The sequence below is a fragment of the Sphingomonas caeni genome, assembly GCF_026013415.1.
Classification (GTDB): Bacteria; Pseudomonadota; Alphaproteobacteria; order Sphingomonadales; family Sphingomonadaceae; genus Sphingomonas; species Sphingomonas caeni.
The window spans coordinates 244,861-260,632 of record NZ_JAPDOK010000001.1; the positions used below are offsets into that span (position 1 = coordinate 244,861).

The following is a 15,772-nucleotide window of genomic DNA, read 5'->3' on the forward strand; positions in this document are numbered from 1 at the left end:
CGGCTACGCCGATGGGCGCCGCCTTTTGCCGAAGCAGGCACAAAAAAACCGCCCGGTGTTTCCACCGGGCGGCCAAGGTTCAGGGAGGAGACACGCCCGGAGGCGTGTCGCACGATCCCGCGAAAGGGGGGACACGAGACCATGCAAGAAGGGATATACGTAACAGGGCCTTAGGTTTCAAGACCATGCCCCGCACTGCGGCAAAACGCGCAAGGCCCGGGTTCAGCCGTGGCGGCGCGTCCGAAAAGGAAACGGCGCGGCGAGGATGGTCCCTCGCCGCGCCGTCCTGTCTCCAGCTAGCCGATCAGCTCACCAGCTGCGGCACCGGCGTCTTGCCCTGCTGCTGCTGGCGCGCGAACACGTCGCGCATCATCGAGAGCGAGAAGAGATGGGCGTAGATGAGCGGCAGCATGCCGTTCTGGACGATCTTGCGCAGCTGATCGCCGCGCAGCTCGTTGAGCTTCGCCTCGTCGACCATCAGGAAGCCGCGATAGATGAACGGCTGCGCCGCGCCCTCGGGCTGGATGGTGACCTCGCCGTCGATCAGGATGTCGAGCTCCTTGAGGTCCTTGATGAACATCGCGGTGCGCTGGCCGGCCTGTTCGAACTGCTCGTTGAAGCCGAGGATCGCCTTGGTCGCCTCGCTCGGCTGGCCGTCCTCGAACAGCCGCTCGCCCTCGTCGAACTTGCCGATCAGGTCGGTGGTCGGATCGAAGCACAGCGACAGCTCGTCATTGTCCGGGTTCAGCCGCGCGAGCAGATAGGGGTAACGGCGGATATAGGCGGGGACGTAGAACGGGTCCTGGGTCAGCTTGCCCTCTTCGTCGAAGAAGACGTTGACGCCCTCGTTGAGGCCCATCAGCGCCAGCGGCACCGGCTCGTCGCCCACCGAGAAGACGATCGGCATGTGGCGCTGCGCGACCGGGAACTCCTCCACCGTCAGCGGAATCGCGTGGACGTTCGCCACGAACGGCGCGCGATCGGCGCCGCGGATGCGGAAATCGGCATGCTCTTGGGTCGAAAGCGGCATGAGGTCCTTGTAGAACAAGGGAAGTGCCTGCTGCTGCGGCGCGCTGGCCATTGGAATCTCCTGGAGAATCTTCGTCGGGATGCGAAATGCGGGTGGGGGTCTATGGCCCCCGGCGCCCGGGCGCAAGCGTGACAAGCTTTCCCGGATTGAGAATCCCGTGCGGATCGAGCGCGGACTTGATCGCGCGCAGGGCGGCGATGCGCGACGGCGGGCCCAGCCGTTCCAGTTCGGCACGCTTCATCTGGCCGATTCCATGCTCCGCCGAGATCGATCCGCCCGCCGCCACGACCATGTCGTGGACCAGCCGCGTGATCGCCGGCGCCTGCTCGGCATAGAAGGCGTCGCGGTCGGCCCCGATGGGCGCGCGGACATGGAAATGGACATTCCCGTCGCCCAGATGACCGAAGGCGGTCGCATGGGTGCCCGGGAAGCGCGCCTCGGCCTCGGCCGCGCCCTCGATCATGAAGCGCGGCATGTCCGCCACCGGCACCGAGATATCGTGCTGGACCGCGGGCCCGCTCGCGCGCTCGGCTTCGGAGAGCGAATCGCGGATCCGCCAGAAGGCCTCGGCCTGCGCCTCGCTCGCCGCGACCACCGCGTCGGCGATCAGCCCGGCCTCCAACGCTTCGCCAAGCAGGGGCTCGAGCATCGCCGCGGGCGGCTCGCCGTCCGGATCGCTCGACACCGCCTCGATCAGCACGTGCCAGGGATGCCTGCCCTCGAGCGGCGAACGCGTGCCCGGTATATGCTCGAGCACCAGCGCGAGCGAATCGCCGGGAACGATCTCGAAGCTTTCGATCGCGGGGCTTTCGATCCGCCGCAACAGGTCGAGCGCGGCCTGCGGACTCGCCAGCCCCACCCATGCCACCGCCCGCGCGGCGATGGCGGGGACGAGACGCAGGCTCGCGGCGGTGATCACCCCCAGCGTCCCCTCCGCCCCGATCAGCAGCTGGTTGAGGTCGTACCCCCGATTGTCCTTCTTGAGCGCGGCGAGCCCGTCATGCACCGATCCGTCGGGCAACACCGCCTCCACCCCCGCGACGAGGCTGCGCATCGTCCCGAAGCGCAGCACCTGCGTGCCCCCGGCATTGGTCGAAACCAGCCCGCCCACCGTCGCGCTTCCCTTGGCCCCCAGGGTCAGCGGAAAGCGCCGCCCGGCCGCCAGCGCGGCCGCGTGCAGATCGGCAAGGATCACCCCTGCCTCCGCCACGGCGAGGTTGGCGGCCGGATCGAGCGTGCGGATATGATTCATCCGCCTGAGCGACAGGATCAGCGCCGATCCGTCCGCCGGCGGCGTCGCCCCGCCCACCATCGACGTATTTCCCCCCTGCGGCACCAGCGGGACGCCGCTTTGGTTCGCCAGCCCGACGATCGCCGCCACTTCCTCACGCGAAGAAGGCGCCAGGATCGCAGGCGAAGCACCCGCATAACGCCCCCGCCAATCGCTCAACCAGGGCGCGATCGTGTCCGCGTCGGTTATCGCCGCCTTGGGCCCGAAACGCGCGGCGACGGCATCGATCAGGGTCTGCTGGGCGGGTGTCATGGCCGCGGGCGTTAGCATGCGCGTCCCGAACCGGCCAATGCACACATGAAAATCAGTTCATCCACCGTTCAAACCTGTGCGATAGAACCGCGCGTTCATGCTGAAGCCGTTCCTCGTCTCCGCAGCCGCCCTGACGCTGCTCGCCGCGCCCGCGGCGCTGATTGCGCGCGGCATTTCGGGGCCCGACGCGGTCGCCGAAGGCGAACAGCATTATGTCATCCATGTCCCCCGCATCACCATCACCACCACCACGGTGGTCACCCGCACGCGCGCCGCGCCCGCCGCGCTTCCGCCGCCGATGGTCGAGCGCAAGGCGGACGATTGCCTGCGCATGCAGCGCGTCGTCGCTTTCGCGGTCACCGAGCGCGACAGCGTCGATCTGATGCTCAACGACGGCTCGCGGATGCGCGTCAAACTGGGCAGCAACTGCCCGTCGCTCGGCTTCTATTCGGGCTTCTATGTCCGCCCCAACCCAGACGGAAAGATGTGCGCCGGCCGCGACAGCATCCGCTCTCGCTCAGGGGGTTCCTGCGAGATCAAGGCTTTCAGGAACCTGGTTCCCGCCCGTTAGTTTGCTCGCCTCGCGGCGAGGTCGCGGCACCGGCCCGCTGTCGGTGCAGCCGACACAACTTGACAATCCACCCTAAATCCGCAAGCGCGCGGCGTAGCTAACGCCCGCCTTTCGCCCGCGTTTTCCGGACATCCGCATGAGCTTTGCCGATCTCGGCCTTTCCGACGAACTGTTACGTGCCGTGGACGAGTCCGGGTACAGCGAACCCACGCCGATTCAGAAGCAGGCAATCCCCTCGGTCCTGATGGGCCGCGACCTGATCGGTATCGCCCAGACCGGCACCGGCAAGACCGCCGCCTTCGTGCTTCCGATGATCGATATCCTTGGCGAGGGCCGCACCCGCGCGATGATGCCGCGCTCGCTGATTCTCGAGCCGACGCGTGAGCTCGCCGCGCAGGTCGCCGAGAATTTCGACAAATATGGCAAGTACCACAAGCTCTCGATGGCGCTGCTGATCGGCGGCGTCTCGATGGGCGACCAGCAAAAGGCCCTGCAAGGCGGCGTCGATGTGCTCATCGCCACGCCGGGCCGGCTTATGGACCTGTTCGGCCGCGGCAAGATATTGCTCACCGGCTGCAACCTGCTCGTGATCGACGAGGCGGACCGGATGCTCGATATGGGGTTCATCCCCGATATCGAGGAAATCTGCACCAAGTTGCCCAAGCAGCGCCAGACGCTCCTGTTCTCCGCGACGATGCCGCCGGTGATCAAGAAGCTGGCCGACAAGTTCCTCGACAATCCCAAACAGGTCGAGGTCGCGCGCCCCGCATCGGCCAACATCAATATCCGCCAATGGGTGGTCCCCACCGCCTCGGCGAAGAAGCGCGAAGTGCTGCGCGAGCTGCTGCGGCAGGAAGACGTCACTAACGCGATCATCTTCTGCAACCGCAAGACGATGGTGCGCGATTTGAACAAGGCGCTCCAGAAAAGCGGCTTCCGCTCGACCGAGATCCATGGCGACATGGAGCAGCCCCAGCGCATCGCCGAGCTCGAGCGATTCAAGGCGGGCGAGGTCAACATCCTCGTCGCCTCGGACGTCGCCGCGCGCGGGCTCGACATCAAGGGCGTGAGCCACGTCTTCAACTTCGACGCGCCCTGGCACCCCGACGATTATGTCCACCGCATCGGCCGCACCGGCCGCGCGGGGGCGACGGGTGTTGCCTACACGCTGGTGACCCCCGAAGACGCCGAGAATATCGACAATATCGAGAAGCTGACCGGCCAGAAGATCGAGCGGCTGACGACGGTCGGCGGCGGCGAGGCGGCGGATGAGCGCCCGGCGCGCGAGGACAAGAAGCCGCGCCGCGGCGAAAAGCCCAAGCGCGAAGCCGAAAGGCCGAAGGCGGAAGCTGGGCGCGAAAAGACCGAGGCCAAGCCCAGGCCGGCGCCGGCCCCGCGCGAGGAGCCCCGCCGCGAGCCGCGCGACGACAGCCGCAACCGTCCGCCGAAACGGCGCGAACCGGCGCCCGCCGACGAAGGTCCCGATGACGGCTGGAACGGGCCGATGCCCGATTTCCTGCGCTTCACGCTGGGCGAATAGCCGCTTCGGCTCCGCCAAGCTGTTCTTCGTTTCCAATCCCTGCGCGCGCCCCTATCTTGGCTGCGATTCCATGGGGTTGAACCGATGATCCATCGCCGCTCGCTGCTTGCCCTGCCGCTCATTGCCTTCCTGCCCGCGTTCCGCGCCCCGGGCAGCCCGGCGCCGCGGGTGAGCATCGGCACGGTCGCGCAGCTCCCCCGGCCGCTGCCCGCGCCATATGACGCGACCGCCGATGCGACGTCGCAGGTCGATGCCGCCCTCAAGCGCGCGCGCCGGTCGCACAAGCCGCTGCTGATCGATTTCGGCGCGAACTGGTGCGCCGATTGCCGCGTGCTCGCCGGCGTGCTCGAACTGCCAGAGATGCGCGGCTGGGTCGCGCATAAGTTCGAGCTGGTCCAGGTCGATGTCGGCCGGTTCGACCGCAACCTCGACATCGCCAAGCGCTTTACCGGGCAGGCGCTGGGCGCGATCCCCGCCGTGTTCATCGTCGATGCGAAGAGCAGCAAGCTGCGCAACGCGGAATCGATCCTCGCGCTGGGAGATGCGAGGGTGATGCGCCCGCAGGCGATCGCCGACTGGCTGGCGCAATGGACGAGCTGATCGAGTTCGTCCCGCCGATCCCCAGCCCCTGCATCAATGTCTGCCGGATCGACCGCGGCAGCCGCTGGTGCGCGGGATGCGGGCGGACCAACGCAGAGATTGCGCGCTGGGGCTATACCGACGACGCCGATCGCGACGCGGTGATGGCCGAACTGCCCGCGCGGCTGGCGGCGATGGGGAGCTGAGCTCCCCAGGCGTCATCCCGGCGAAGCGGGGAAGACGCCAGGAGCCGCTCAAGCCGGCGCCAGTTCCGCCGCCAGTGCGTCGTCGAGCTCGTTGCCGCGCTTGTACGCCTCGCGCGCGCTCACCCGGCCATAATAGTCGGCAAAGGCATCGCGCTTGGGCAATGTTCCGAACTGCACGCCCCAGCCCACCGCCGACCCGACATAGACGTCCGCCGCGGTGAAGCGGTCGCCCGCGATATAGGGATGCGCCGAGACCGCCTTTTCCAGCGTATCGACCGCGAGATCGTAATTGCCATAGCCGAACATCCGGCCCTGCTCGGGGCTGGGCACGAACTTGGCGAAATTATTGGTGACCGCCTGCTCCAGCGGCCCGGCGGCGAAGAACAGCCAGCGATAATAATCGGCCCGCTCCGCCTCGGTCGGCGCCAGCCCCGCCTCGGGGAAGGCGTCGGCCAGATAGGCGCAGATCGCCGCGCATTCGGTCACCACCTTGCCCTTGTGGACGATCGCCGGGACCTTCCCCATCGGATTGATCGAGAGATAGGGCTCGGCCTTCATCGTCGAGGCGTAGTCGACCAGCTCGGTGCGATATTCCGCCCCGCTCTCCTCGAGCATCCAGCGGATGATCCGCCCGCGCGATTGCGGGTTGGTGTAGAAAACCAGTTCGTCAGCCATGGTTTCGCTCCTCCGATTCGTTGGAACATATCATGAACGATATGACCGCCGCGTCAAGCACGGTCAAAGCGTCGAGAAGGTCGCCAGCAGCCGCGCCCACGCCTTCTCCGCCTGCGCCTGATTGTAGACCCGGCTGTCCGGCGGGCACCAGCCATGGTTCGCCCCGGCATAGACTTCGATCTCGGCGGGGACCTTCGCGGCGACGAAAGCCGCGCGGAGCGTCTCCTTGTCCTGCGGTGCGCGCTGGTCGTCATTCTCGGCGACCGCGAACAGATAGCGCCCCTTCATCTGCGGCACGAGCAAGTGCGGGCTATCGGGATTGGGGGTCACCAGCCCACCGCCATGGAAGGACCCGCCCGCACGCACCCGCCCGTTCACCGCCGCGGCGGTGCGCATCACCAGCGGCCCGCCCATGCAATAGCCGGTGGTGCCGATGCCGCGCTTCCGGTCGGTCTCCTTCTGCGCGTCGATGAACTTGATGAAGGCCGTCGCATCGCCGATCGTCGCATCGGGCGTGAGCAGCTTGCGATATTCCATCGCGCGCGAGCGGATCTCGGGGGCGTCGGGCGCCTCGCCCTCCTTGGTGTAGGGCGGCTTGGCCGAGCGGTAGAAGGGATTGACGGTCAGCACCGCATAGCCCGACTCGGCGAGCCGGTCGGCCATCTGGCGAAAGGCGGGGCGCAGACCGCCAATGTCCGGCCATACCAGCACGCCGGGATGCTTGCCGCGCGCGGGCGCGACGAAATAGGCATCGCACACGCCGTCGGGCGTGGTGATGGTGACGTCCCGGCCCTTGACCGGCATCGCGTTGGCGGCGCGCGGCAGCAGCGCCATCAGCCCCGCGGCGGCGGTTCCGGCGCCGAAGGCCCGGCGCGAAATCCCGCCGGTCGTGGCGAGGAAGCGATCATTGTCGGCGGCGGTCAGTTCATCGCACATGCTCGTCTCTCCCTATCCCGACCTCGCCCGAGTCTAGCGCCCGCGCCGCCCCTTCCAAAGCGCGATTTCGTCTGCTCTACCCGCAACGATGCAACTCGCCGCCTATCTCGACCGCATCGGCCATACCGGCCCGATCGCGCCCGATCTCGCCACGCTCGAATCGATCGTGCGCGCGCATATCGCCACGGTACCGTTCGAGAATCTGGATGTGCAGTTGGACCGGCCCGTCGGGATCGGCCTCGACTCGATCTTCGCCAAGATCGTCGGCGCACGGCGCGGCGGCTGGTGTTTCGAACAGAATGGCTTGCTCGGCTGGGCGCTCGGCGAGATCGGGTTCGAGGTGCGGCGGATTTCCGCTGGCGTGATGCGCGTCGTGCGCGGCGACATGGCGCTCGGCAATCACCTCGCGCTGATCGTCATGCTCGACGGGCAGCCCTGGCTGGTCGATGTCGGCTTTGGCGGATCGCAGGCAGCACCGCTTCCGCTTCGGGAAGGCGAGCGGCTCGACACTCCCTTCGCCGTCTCGCTGACCGAGGCCAATGGCTGGTGGCGCTTCGCCGAACGCGCGGGCGAAGGCGATCCGTTCAGCTTCGATTTCCGCGCCGAGCCGGCCGACGAGGCGCTGCTCGCGGCGCGGTGCGCGGCGCTCCAGGCCGATCCCGAATCGGTCTTCGTCCAGAACCTCGTCGTCCAGCAACGCCAGGGCGACCGGCACCTCACGTTGCGCGGACGGGTATTCAGCATCCGATCGGCCGAGGGCGAGGAGAAGAAGCTGGTCGATAGCGCCGACGAGTTCGTCACGCTGCTGGGCGACCGGTTCGGGCTCAACCTTCCCGAAGCCGCCGGGCTGTGGGACAAGGTCTGTGTGCGCCACGAGCTGTTGTTCGCCAAGGAGGATCGGTGATGGACGACCCCACCGCCATCGCCCGGCCCTTCGTGCCCGCAAAGGATTTCGCGCTGAGCAAGGCATTCTACGACGCGATCGGCTTCGAGAAGCAGCATGACGGCGAGGTCGCGATCTACCGGATCGGCGCGACCAGCTTCATCCTGCAAAACTATTATGTGCCCGACTGGGCAAACAATTTCATGATGCAGCTGCTGGTCGATGATCTGGACGGCTGGTGGGCGCACCTCGACGCGCTCGACCTGCCAGCGCGCTTCGGCGTGCCGACGCTCCGCGCGCCTGCGATGCAGCCCTGGGGGTTGCGCGTGGGCTATCTGGTCGATCCGTCGGGCGTGCTGTGGCACGTGGCCCAGCGTTCCGAATGATTCCCCTCCCTGCAGGGAGGGGAACTTAAGGCTCAGCGGAACAGATTCTCCGCGGTCGGCTCGGCGTTCGGGTCGCCATGCTCGGCGATCTCGGCGGCGTGCGCCGCGGCGGTGCGCTCGGCGCGCAGCTCCTCGATCAGCGCCTCGCGGTCGCCCTCGAGCCTGTTGTCGACCGGCGCCTCGATCCCCGCCAGCTTTGCGGCGCGCGCGACGATCGCGTCGAGCTCGCGCTGCGAGGTGAGGCCGAGCGTCACCGGATCCTTCGGCACGATATTGGCGATGTTCCAATGGCTGCGGTCGCGGATCGCGGCGATGGTGGTCCGGGTGGTGCCGATCAGCTTGCCGATCGCGCCGTCCGAGATTTCGGGATGGTGGCGCAGGATCCAGGCGATGCCGTCGGGCTTGTCCTGCCGCTTCGAGACCGGCGTGTAGCGCGGGCCCTTGGTGCGGCGGATCTGGTCAGGGCCCTTGAGCATCTTGAGCGAATAGTTCGGGTCGTTCTGGCCCTTCTCGATCTCGTCCATCGTCAGCTCGTGCGCGCGGACGGGGTCGCGGCCGGTGAGCTTGGTGGTGGCGGTGTCGTCGGCGATCGCCTGGACTTCGAGGATGTGCAGACCGCAGAATTCGGCGATCTGATCGAACGAGAGCGAGGTGTTGTCGACCAGCCAGGAAGCGGTCGCATGCGGCATCAGCGGCTGGGCCACGATAGTCTCCAGAAATAGAAAGGGCCGCCCATCACGGGCGGCCGGTCACGGGGCTGACTTAATGCGACAGCGCTCCAAGGGCAAGGATTTAAGCCGCCACTTCTTCCTCGTCGAGCGGAACCAGCGCGTTGAGGAACTGGCGGGCGCTCGCTTCCCAGGTGAAGGTGCGGCCATAGGCGGCGCATGCGGCGCGGTTCTTCTTCAGCGCCTCGCCGATCGCGACGGTCAGATCCTCGTCCATCGCGCCGGTCTCGGGGGTGACGATGTCGATCGGGCCGGTGACCGGATAGGCCGCGACCGGCACGCCGCATGCCAGCGCCTCGATCATCACCAGCCCGAACGTGTCGGTGCGGCTCGGGAAGACGAACACGTCCGCCGCCGCATAGGCCGAGGCGAGCTCGTCGCCGAACATCGGCCCCATGAACCTGGCGTGCGGATAATGCGTCTCGAGCCAATTGCGCGAAGGGCCGTCACCGACCACGACCTTGGTGCCCGGATGCGAACTCTGCAGGAACGCCTCGAGATTCTTCTCGACCGCGACGCGCCCGACATAGAGCTGGATCGGCCCCTCGAACCCGGCGATCACCGGATGCGGCGCGAGCCCGGGATGATAGTGCTTCAGATCGACCCCGCGCCCCCAATGCACGACCTGGTCGAGCCCGTGATCGACCAACGACTGGCGGATCGACGGGGTCGAGGCGAGGATCGCCGCGCTCGGCGAATGGAACCAGCGGATATAGCGCCAGATCCATTCGGCCGGCACGCCCGAGCGCGCCGAGACATAGTCGGGAAACTGGGTGTGATAGGCGGTGGTGAAGGGCCGTTCCTCGCGCAGGCACCAGCGCCGCGCGGCGACGCAGAGCGGACCCTCGGTCGCCAGATGGATCGCGTGCGGGGCGAATTCCTCGATCATCGCGCCGACGCTCTTCACCCGGGTGATCGCGAGGCGGATCTCGGGATAGGTCGGCATCGGCAGCGAGTAAAAGAGATCGGGCGAGATCACGATCACCTTGTGGCCATAGCGCTCGAGCACCTCGCGCACCGACTGGAGCGTGCGGACGACTCCGTTGACCTGTGGCTCCCAAGCGTCGGTGACGATGGCGATGCGCACAGGGTCGTGTCCCGTCAGGCTGCCGCCAGCCGGGCTTGGGGGGGATTCTCCCGTTCCTTCATCACTTCCGCCCAGTGCAGAATCTCCATCCGCCCATCGAAATGCTCGACCAGCGCCGTACAGCCTTCGACCCAATCGCCGTCGTTATAGTAGGATACGCCGTGGATCATACGCATATCGGCGGCATGGATGTGACCGGCAACCACGCCGTCCACCCCGCGCGCGCCCGCGGCCTTGGCGACCACCTCCTCGAAGCGGGTGATGAAGGCCACCGCATTCTTGACCTTGCTCTTGGCGTATTTGGAAAGCGACCAATAGGGCAGGCCGAACCAGCGCCGGACATGGTTCATCATCCGGTTGAGCGCCATCGTCGCTTCGTAGGCGGCGTCGCCCAGATGCGCGAGCCAGCGCTGCGAGAGCATCACCGCGTCGAACTCGTCGCCATGGATCACCAGCAGGCGGCGACCGTCGGCGGTCTCGTGGATCGCATGGCGGCGGATTTCGACCCCGCCGAAGTTCAGCCCGGTGAATTGGCGGAACATCTCGTCGTGATTGCCGGGGACATAGACGATCCGATCGCCGCGCTTGGCACGCTTCATCACGCGCCGGACGATGTCGTTATGGGTCTGGGGCCAATAGAATTTCTTCTTCAGCCGCCACCCGTCGATGATGTCGCCGACCAGATACAGGGTGTCGCTGTCGACATGGTCGAGAAAGTCGATCAGCATCTCGGCATTGCAGCCGCGCGTGCCCAGATGGACGTCGGAGATCCAGATCGTGCGGTAGCGGGTACGCTCGCCGACCGGCTTTTCGGGGACCGCCAGATGTGAAGAAGCGAATTCCGCCGGATCGAGTCCGAACGGAAGCCTGGTAACCGTCGCCATCGCGAACCCCGGTATTGCCCTTGCCTGATGGGCCTATGACGGGGAATTGTTACAATCGGAATCGCGGCTCGATTTTTCGGAAATCGCAACCTGTATTTCTTCGTAATGACCGGAAACATACTGGAACTATCTCGTTAATACTCCGGATCGGCGCCAGCGGGGTGCACCCGGGGAACAAGTTTGACCGAGGCAGGGCGCTACCGACCCGAAATAGATGGCTTGCGGGCGCTGGCGGTGCTGCCGGTAGTGCTGTTCCATTCGGGCATCCCCGGCTTTTCGGGGGGCTATGTCGGCGTCGACATCTTCTTCGTCATTTCGGGCTTCCTGATCACTCGGATCATCTATTCGGAGCTGATCGCGGGCAGCTTCTCGATCGTCCATTTCTACGAGCGTCGCGCACGGCGCATCCTCCCCGCGCTGACCGTGGTGCTGATCGCGGCGACCGGGGTCGCGGCGCTGCTGATGTCGGCGACCGACATGATCCAATATGCCAAGGCGCTGACGGCGACCGTGTTCTTCGCGTCCAATTTGTGGTTCCGGAATCAGACGGGCGGCTATTTCGAGCCCGATGTCGAGACGCATCCGCTGCTCCACACCTGGAGCCTCGCGGTCGAAGAGCAATTCTACATCGTCTTCCCGCTGCTGCTGATGGCATGCGTGCGTTTCTTGCCGGGGCGCGTGAAGCCGATCGTGCTGCTCGGCACCCTCGCCTCATTCGCCTTCGCGGTGTGGCAGGTGCGGGCGAGCCCGAACGCCGCCTTCTATCTCGCCCCGGCGCGCGCCTGGGAGCTGGGACTGGGATCGGTGCTCGCGCTCGGGCTGGTCCCCGCGGTCCGCCATGGCACCACGCGCGAGGTGCTGGGCTGGAGCGCAATCGCACTGATTGTGATGCCCGTATTGCTCTACACTAGCGCCACGCCCTTTCCGGGCCTGGCGGCGCTCCCGCCCTGCCTCGGCGCGGCGCTGATCATCCAGCTTGGCGACAGCGGCGCGGGCCGCATGCTCGGCTGGCGACCCCTGATCTTTATCGGCCTGATTTCCTATTCGCTCTATCTATGGCACTGGCCCGTGATCGTGCTGCTCAAGGGCGTACTGGCGGTATCGGCCCTGCCCGCGAGCTGGGGCGCCATTGGGATCGCCGTCTCGCTGGTCCTCGCGACGCTGAGCTGGCGCTTCGTCGAGCAGCCCTTCCGCTCGCGCGCGCGCATCGGACGGCGCAGCATCTTTCTTCTCTCGGGCTGCGCCATGGCAGGCCTTGTGGCGCTGGCCGCCGGATTATGGATCTCGCGCGGTCTGCCGGCGCGTTTCACGCCCGCCGAACGGGCGCTGATCGAAGCGCGCTTCGACGGCAATCCGCGGCGCAATGAATGTCTCGACCGCCTGCCTGGCGCGCTTTGCCGGATCGGCGCGAGCAACGCGACCCCCAGCTTCCTCTTCTGGGGCGATTCGCATGCGGACGCGCTCCAGCCCGGGATCGGGCAGGCCGCCGCGAGTGCGGGCCGCGCCGGCTATGCCGCCGCGCGGCGCTCCTGCGCGCCGCTGATCGGCGTCGGGCAGACCGAACCGGGCTGCACCGAGGCCGGCCGCGGGACGATCAACTGGCTGCGCGCGCATCCCGAGATCCGCACCGTGGTGATGATCGCGCGCTGGCCCTTGTGGCGGAGCGGGCATTATTACGCCGCCGAGCCCGGCCCACCGCACCCGCTGCTCGCGCTGACGCCGGGGCAGAGGGGCCTCGATCGGCCTGCACTGTTCGACGATGCGATCCGGCAAACGGTGATCGCACTCCGGATGATGAACCGGCACGTGGTGATCTTGGGCGACACGCCCGAGATCGGCTGGGACGTTCCTACCCGCCTGTTTGCCGCGCATCGTTTCGGCACCGCCGCCCCGGCCCCGCCGACCGCCGCCGAGGCCCTGGCGCGCCAAGCCGATGCCGATCGCGTGCTGGGCGCACTGGGTGTCGACTATGTGCCGTTGCTGCCGCGCTTCTGCGACACCGTCTGCCGCACCGCGGCGGGCAGCGTGCCGCTCTATGTCGATGACGACCATGTCTCGGCGGCCGGCGCGCGGATGATAGCCCCGCTGCTGGTGCCGCTCCTCCGCTAGGCGTCGATCGCGACGTGCCCCGGCTGCGCCGCGACCCGCGCCAGCCAGGCCTGGACATTCGGATAGCACGACAGCTGATAGCCGCCTTCCTCGCAGACATGGGTATAGGCGTAGAGCGCGATATCGGCGATCGTGAAACGCCCCGCGGCGAACCAGTCCGCCTTCGCCAGATGCTCGTCCATCAGCTCGAGCGCGGCGAGCCCCGCGGCGCGCTTGCCGGGCAGGTTGACCCGCTGAACCTCGCTGAAATTGGCCTCGCCGATCCAGCCATACCAGAAGCGGAGCGTCGCCACGTTGGGCTCGTGATTATACTGCTCCCAAAACAGCCAGCGCATCATGTCGGCATGATCGAACCGGTCGCCGGGGATCAGCGAGGTGCCGTGCGCGAGATAGAGGCAGGCGGCGTTGCTCTCCGGCAGGAAGCGCCAAGAGTCTTCGGCGCCGATCTGGAGCGTCGGGATGCGGCCATTGGCGTTGACCCGGGACAGGAATTCCGGCGTGCGCGTCTCGCCCTTCATGATGTCATATTCGCGCCGTTCGAGCGCGGCGCCGACATGCGCGGCGGTCAGGCGGATCTTGTAGCAATTGCCCGAGCGGGCATATTCGTGAAGCACCAGTCCGGCCATCGTCCCTCTCCCTTGGCGATGGCCTCCTCATGCGCGGGGCGGGGCATTTGTCCAATCGAAAGCGGGTGCGGGCCGATAAGCCGGCCTTATCGATCGTCGTCGCGACCATGAAGGCCAGCCCCATGCCCAGGGTTGTCCCAGCATGTGAAAGTTGACACTAGCTTCACACTATCGCGCATGTTTTGCGCCGCGCAGTCTCCCGGGGAAAACGCGTCGTTCGCCAAATGCGGATCGACAGGGTCAAAGAGCGGCCGGATCGACCGGCTCCGCGAGCAAAGCAGGCGAAATCCTACATTTCAAGGGCTTGGGTAATCGCCCCGGGGTCGGGTCCCGTCCCGCGATCGCGTTCCGATCCGCGCGTGGCAAGCGATCAGTCGATCAGCCCGAGTTCCTCGCGCCGGCGCGCATTGCCGCGGTTCCACAGCCACCCCGCGAACAGCCCGCCCAGCACCATCAGCCAGCCCCAGGTGTGCGTCCAGAAGGGATAGAGGGCGGCCTTGGTCACGTCGCGCCCATTGGCCTTGTTGACCATCTCCCACGCGCCGGGCTTGAGCCCGGTATAGACGATGCCCCAATCGTTGCGCACGAACATCACCGCCGGGTCTTCCTCGGACACCCAGCCGAACGGCAGCCCGAGGAAACTCCATTCGCGAACCGCGTTGCCCACCGCCGGAGTGGCCTTGATCTTGGTCATCTCCTCCCAGGTATCCGCGCGGGGCGGATGGCCGAGCACCGTGTTGGCGGCGGCGAGCATGATCTCGAACTTGGTGTGCGGACGCGGCGTATGAACGCCGTAATCGTCGAGAAGCTTGGTCATGTCGCCCACCTCGGGCGGCACCTTGGCTTCACCGATATAATCGATCGTCGGGCTGCTCATCAGCACGATCGGACGCGCAGTCCCCAGGAGCGCCGCGATCCAGATCAGTACAAGCACGCCCGTCACGAGCCTAAACGGCAGAAAATGTCCCATCGATGCCCTCCCCCACGAGAAGGACGATCTTACCGATATGCTCGCCCGAATCCATCCGCGCATGTGCGGAGGCTGCGTCCACTAACGGGAAGGTCGAATCGATCACCGGCTTGAGCTTGCCCTCCTCGACGAACGGCCAGACGGTGCGTGCAATCTCGTCGGCGACCAGGCTCTTGAAGCCGCTGTCCCGGGGCCGAAGCGTCGATCCGGTCAGCGTCAGCCGGCGGCGCATCACCTCGAACACCGGGATCGTCGCCATCATCCCGCCCTGCACCGCGATCGAGATGTGGCGGCCGTCATCGGCAAGGCATTGGAGGTTGCGCGGCACATAGTCGCCGCCGACCATGTCGAGCACCACATTCGCGCCCTTCCCGCCGGTGATCTCCTTTACGCGGGCGACGAAATTCTCGGTCCTGTAGTTGATCGCGTGCGTCGCGCCATGCGCGCGCGCGGCGGCGCATTTGTCGTCCGAACCGGCGGTGACGATGATGTCGAGCCCGAACAAATTACACAGGCTGATCGCCATCGTGCCGATGCCCGACGTGCCGCCATGGACGAGGACCGTGTCGCCGTCATCGGCCCAGCCGCGCTCGAACAAATTGCTCCAGACGGTGAACAAAGTCTCGGGCATCGCCGCAGCCTCGACCATGGTCAGCGCCTCGGGCACCGGCAGGCACTGGCCGGCATGGACGGTCACATATTCGGCATAGCCCCCGCCCGCCAGCAGCGCACAGACCGGCTGGCCGATCAGCTCACGCGGCACGTCGCCCCCCGCCGCGACGATCTCCCCCGACACTTCGAGCCCCGGGATGCTGGGCGCGCCCGGCGGCGGCGGATAGAATCCCATGCGCTGGATCACGTCGGGCCGGTTCACCCCCGCCGCCGCGACTCGGATCAGCACCTCCTCCGGCCCCGGCACGGGCACCGGCCGCTCGACCACGGCAAGCACCTCCGGCCCTCCGGGCTTTTCCGGATCGATCGCGCGCATTGTCTCGGGAATCCCCACCAGCCGCCGCTCC

17 protein-coding genes are annotated in these 15,772 nt (G+C 66.8%); 7 read left to right on the forward strand and 10 right to left on the reverse strand.

Annotated elements, in window-relative coordinates:
- Window positions 1–304 precede the first annotated feature (304 nt).
- Both OF829_RS01370 and OF829_RS01375 read right to left on the reverse strand, forming a co-directional pair.
- A complete protein-coding gene (locus OF829_RS01370) occupies window positions 305–1,081 on the reverse strand; it encodes a SapC family protein (RefSeq protein ID WP_264938153.1) in 777 nt (258 codons plus the stop codon).
- A 49-nt stretch (window positions 1,082–1,130) separates the two neighbouring features.
- Window positions 1,131–2,573, reverse strand: a complete 1,443-nt coding sequence (locus tag OF829_RS01375; protein ID WP_264938154.1) for an FAD-binding oxidoreductase — start codon at window positions 2,571–2,573, stop codon at window positions 1,131–1,133.
- A gap of 97 nt (window positions 2,574–2,670) precedes the next feature.
- Between OF829_RS01375 and OF829_RS01380 the strand changes: the two genes are divergently transcribed.
- The 4 genes from OF829_RS01380 to OF829_RS01395 all read left to right on the forward strand — a co-directional run bounded on the left by OF829_RS01380 (window position 2,671) and on the right by OF829_RS01395 (window position 5,469).
- The gene (locus OF829_RS01380; RefSeq protein ID WP_264938155.1) at window positions 2,671–3,144 is read left to right on the forward strand and encodes a hypothetical protein; all 474 of its coding nucleotides are present in this window, start codon (window positions 2,671–2,673) and stop codon (window positions 3,142–3,144) included.
- A 136-nt stretch (window positions 3,145–3,280) separates the two neighbouring features.
- Window positions 3,281–4,684 (forward strand): DEAD/DEAH box helicase, encoded by a 1,404-nt coding sequence (locus tag OF829_RS01385; protein ID WP_264938156.1) that lies wholly within the window; start codon window positions 3,281–3,283, stop codon window positions 4,682–4,684.
- An 84-nt stretch (window positions 4,685–4,768) separates the two neighbouring features.
- On the forward strand, window positions 4,769–5,284 hold the full coding sequence (locus OF829_RS01390) for a thioredoxin family protein (protein ID WP_264938157.1): 516 nt from the start codon (window positions 4,769–4,771) through the stop codon (window positions 5,282–5,284).
- A complete protein-coding gene (locus OF829_RS01395) occupies window positions 5,272–5,469 on the forward strand; it encodes a DUF1289 domain-containing protein (protein ID WP_264938158.1) in 198 nt (65 codons plus the stop codon). The genes OF829_RS01390 and OF829_RS01395 overlap by 13 nt, the downstream gene beginning before the upstream one ends.
- Window positions 5,470–5,517: 48 nt before the next feature.
- Here the strand turns inward: OF829_RS01395 and OF829_RS01400 are convergent, their stop codons facing one another.
- Together OF829_RS01400 and OF829_RS01405 are read right to left on the reverse strand one after the other, a co-directional pair.
- Window positions 5,518–6,144 carry a glutathione S-transferase family protein gene (locus tag OF829_RS01400; RefSeq protein ID WP_264938159.1) on the reverse strand — a complete coding sequence of 209 codons (627 nt, stop codon included), beginning with the start codon at window positions 6,142–6,144 and terminating at the stop codon, window positions 5,518–5,520.
- A gap of 63 nt (window positions 6,145–6,207) precedes the next feature.
- The gene (locus OF829_RS01405) at window positions 6,208–7,080 is read right to left on the reverse strand and encodes a dienelactone hydrolase family protein (RefSeq protein ID WP_264938160.1); all 873 of its coding nucleotides are present in this window, start codon (window positions 7,078–7,080) and stop codon (window positions 6,208–6,210) included.
- Window positions 7,081–7,168: 88 nt separating this feature from the next.
- On the opposite strand from OF829_RS01405, the gene OF829_RS01410 reads away from it, so the two are divergent.
- Both OF829_RS01410 and OF829_RS01415 read left to right on the forward strand, forming a co-directional pair.
- Window positions 7,169–7,984, forward strand: coding sequence for an arylamine N-acetyltransferase family protein (locus OF829_RS01410; RefSeq protein WP_264938161.1), 816 nt, complete (start codon window positions 7,169–7,171; stop codon window positions 7,982–7,984).
- Window positions 7,984–8,349: a VOC family protein gene (locus OF829_RS01415; RefSeq protein WP_264938162.1), complete on the forward strand. Its 366-nt coding sequence runs from the start codon at window positions 7,984–7,986 to the stop codon at window positions 8,347–8,349. The genes OF829_RS01410 and OF829_RS01415 overlap by 1 nt, the downstream gene beginning before the upstream one ends.
- A 32-nt stretch (window positions 8,350–8,381) precedes the next feature.
- Here the strand turns inward: OF829_RS01415 and OF829_RS01420 are convergent, their stop codons facing one another.
- The 3 genes from OF829_RS01420 to OF829_RS01430 all read right to left on the reverse strand — a co-directional run bounded on the left by OF829_RS01420 (window position 8,382) and on the right by OF829_RS01430 (window position 11,048).
- Window positions 8,382–9,053 (reverse strand): DUF1013 domain-containing protein, encoded by a 672-nt coding sequence (locus OF829_RS01420; RefSeq protein WP_264938163.1) that lies wholly within the window; start codon window positions 9,051–9,053, stop codon window positions 8,382–8,384.
- 88 nt (window positions 9,054–9,141) lie between these two features.
- Window positions 9,142–10,164 carry a glycosyltransferase family 4 protein gene (locus tag OF829_RS01425; RefSeq protein ID WP_264938164.1) on the reverse strand — a complete coding sequence of 341 codons (1,023 nt, stop codon included), beginning with the start codon at window positions 10,162–10,164 and terminating at the stop codon, window positions 9,142–9,144.
- Between the two features lie 14 nt (window positions 10,165–10,178).
- Window positions 10,179–11,048 (reverse strand): UDP-2,3-diacylglucosamine diphosphatase, encoded by an 870-nt coding sequence (locus OF829_RS01430; RefSeq protein ID WP_264938165.1) that lies wholly within the window; start codon window positions 11,046–11,048, stop codon window positions 10,179–10,181.
- A 180-nt stretch (window positions 11,049–11,228) separates the two neighbouring features.
- On the opposite strand from OF829_RS01430, the gene OF829_RS01435 reads away from it, so the two are divergent.
- Window positions 11,229–13,157 carry an acyltransferase family protein gene (locus OF829_RS01435; protein WP_264938166.1) on the forward strand — a complete coding sequence of 643 codons (1,929 nt, stop codon included), beginning with the start codon at window positions 11,229–11,231 and terminating at the stop codon, window positions 13,155–13,157.
- Here OF829_RS01435 and OF829_RS01440 read toward each other — a convergent pair.
- The 3 genes from OF829_RS01440 to OF829_RS01450 form a co-directional block, all read right to left on the reverse strand.
- The gene (locus OF829_RS01440; RefSeq protein ID WP_264938167.1) at window positions 13,154–13,783 is read right to left on the reverse strand and encodes a glutathione S-transferase family protein; all 630 of its coding nucleotides are present in this window, start codon (window positions 13,781–13,783) and stop codon (window positions 13,154–13,156) included. The two genes, OF829_RS01435 and OF829_RS01440, sit on opposite strands and share 4 nt — an antisense overlap.
- Window positions 13,784–14,153: 370 nt before the next feature.
- Window positions 14,154–14,753 carry a hypothetical protein gene (locus tag OF829_RS01445; protein ID WP_264938168.1) on the reverse strand — a complete coding sequence of 200 codons (600 nt, stop codon included), beginning with the start codon at window positions 14,751–14,753 and terminating at the stop codon, window positions 14,154–14,156.
- Window positions 14,731–15,741: an NAD(P)H-quinone oxidoreductase gene (locus OF829_RS01450; RefSeq protein ID WP_264938169.1), complete on the reverse strand. Its 1,011-nt coding sequence runs from the start codon at window positions 15,739–15,741 to the stop codon at window positions 14,731–14,733. The genes OF829_RS01445 and OF829_RS01450 overlap by 23 nt, the downstream gene beginning before the upstream one ends.
- Between the last annotated feature and the right edge of the window lie 31 nt (window positions 15,742–15,772).

What these genes read in the sequence shown, in the direction of transcription:
- OF829_RS01370 (WP_264938153.1), bottom strand. Translation starts at nt 1,081, where the DNA reads ATGGCCAGCGCGCCGCAGCAGCAGGCACTTCCCTTGTTCTACAAGGAC.
- OF829_RS01375 (WP_264938154.1), bottom strand. Translation starts at nt 2,573, where the DNA reads ATGACACCCGCCCAGCAGACCCTGATCGATGCCGTCGCCGCGCGTTTC.
- OF829_RS01380 (WP_264938155.1), top strand. Translation starts at nt 2,671, where the DNA reads ATGCTGAAGCCGTTCCTCGTCTCCGCAGCCGCCCTGACGCTGCTCGCC.
- OF829_RS01385 (WP_264938156.1), top strand. Translation starts at nt 3,281, where the DNA reads ATGAGCTTTGCCGATCTCGGCCTTTCCGACGAACTGTTACGTGCCGTG.
- OF829_RS01390 (WP_264938157.1), top strand. Translation starts at nt 4,769, where the DNA reads ATGATCCATCGCCGCTCGCTGCTTGCCCTGCCGCTCATTGCCTTCCTG.
- OF829_RS01395 (WP_264938158.1), top strand. Translation starts at nt 5,272, where the DNA reads ATGGACGAGCTGATCGAGTTCGTCCCGCCGATCCCCAGCCCCTGCATC.
- OF829_RS01400 (WP_264938159.1), bottom strand. Translation starts at nt 6,144, where the DNA reads ATGGCTGACGAACTGGTTTTCTACACCAACCCGCAATCGCGCGGGCGG.
- OF829_RS01405 (WP_264938160.1), bottom strand. Translation starts at nt 7,080, where the DNA reads ATGTGCGATGAACTGACCGCCGCCGACAATGATCGCTTCCTCGCCACG.
- OF829_RS01410 (WP_264938161.1), top strand. Translation starts at nt 7,169, where the DNA reads ATGCAACTCGCCGCCTATCTCGACCGCATCGGCCATACCGGCCCGATC.
- OF829_RS01415 (WP_264938162.1), top strand. Translation starts at nt 7,984, where the DNA reads ATGGACGACCCCACCGCCATCGCCCGGCCCTTCGTGCCCGCAAAGGAT.
- OF829_RS01430 (WP_264938165.1), bottom strand. Translation starts at nt 11,048, where the DNA reads ATGGCGACGGTTACCAGGCTTCCGTTCGGACTCGATCCGGCGGAATTC.
- OF829_RS01440 (WP_264938167.1), bottom strand. Translation starts at nt 13,783, where the DNA reads ATGGCCGGACTGGTGCTTCACGAATATGCCCGCTCGGGCAATTGCTAC.
- OF829_RS01445 (WP_264938168.1), bottom strand. Translation starts at nt 14,753, where the DNA reads ATGGGACATTTTCTGCCGTTTAGGCTCGTGACGGGCGTGCTTGTACTG.
- OF829_RS01450 (WP_264938169.1), bottom strand. Translation starts at nt 15,741, where the DNA reads ATGCGCGCGATCGATCCGGAAAAGCCCGGAGGGCCGGAGGTGCTTGCC.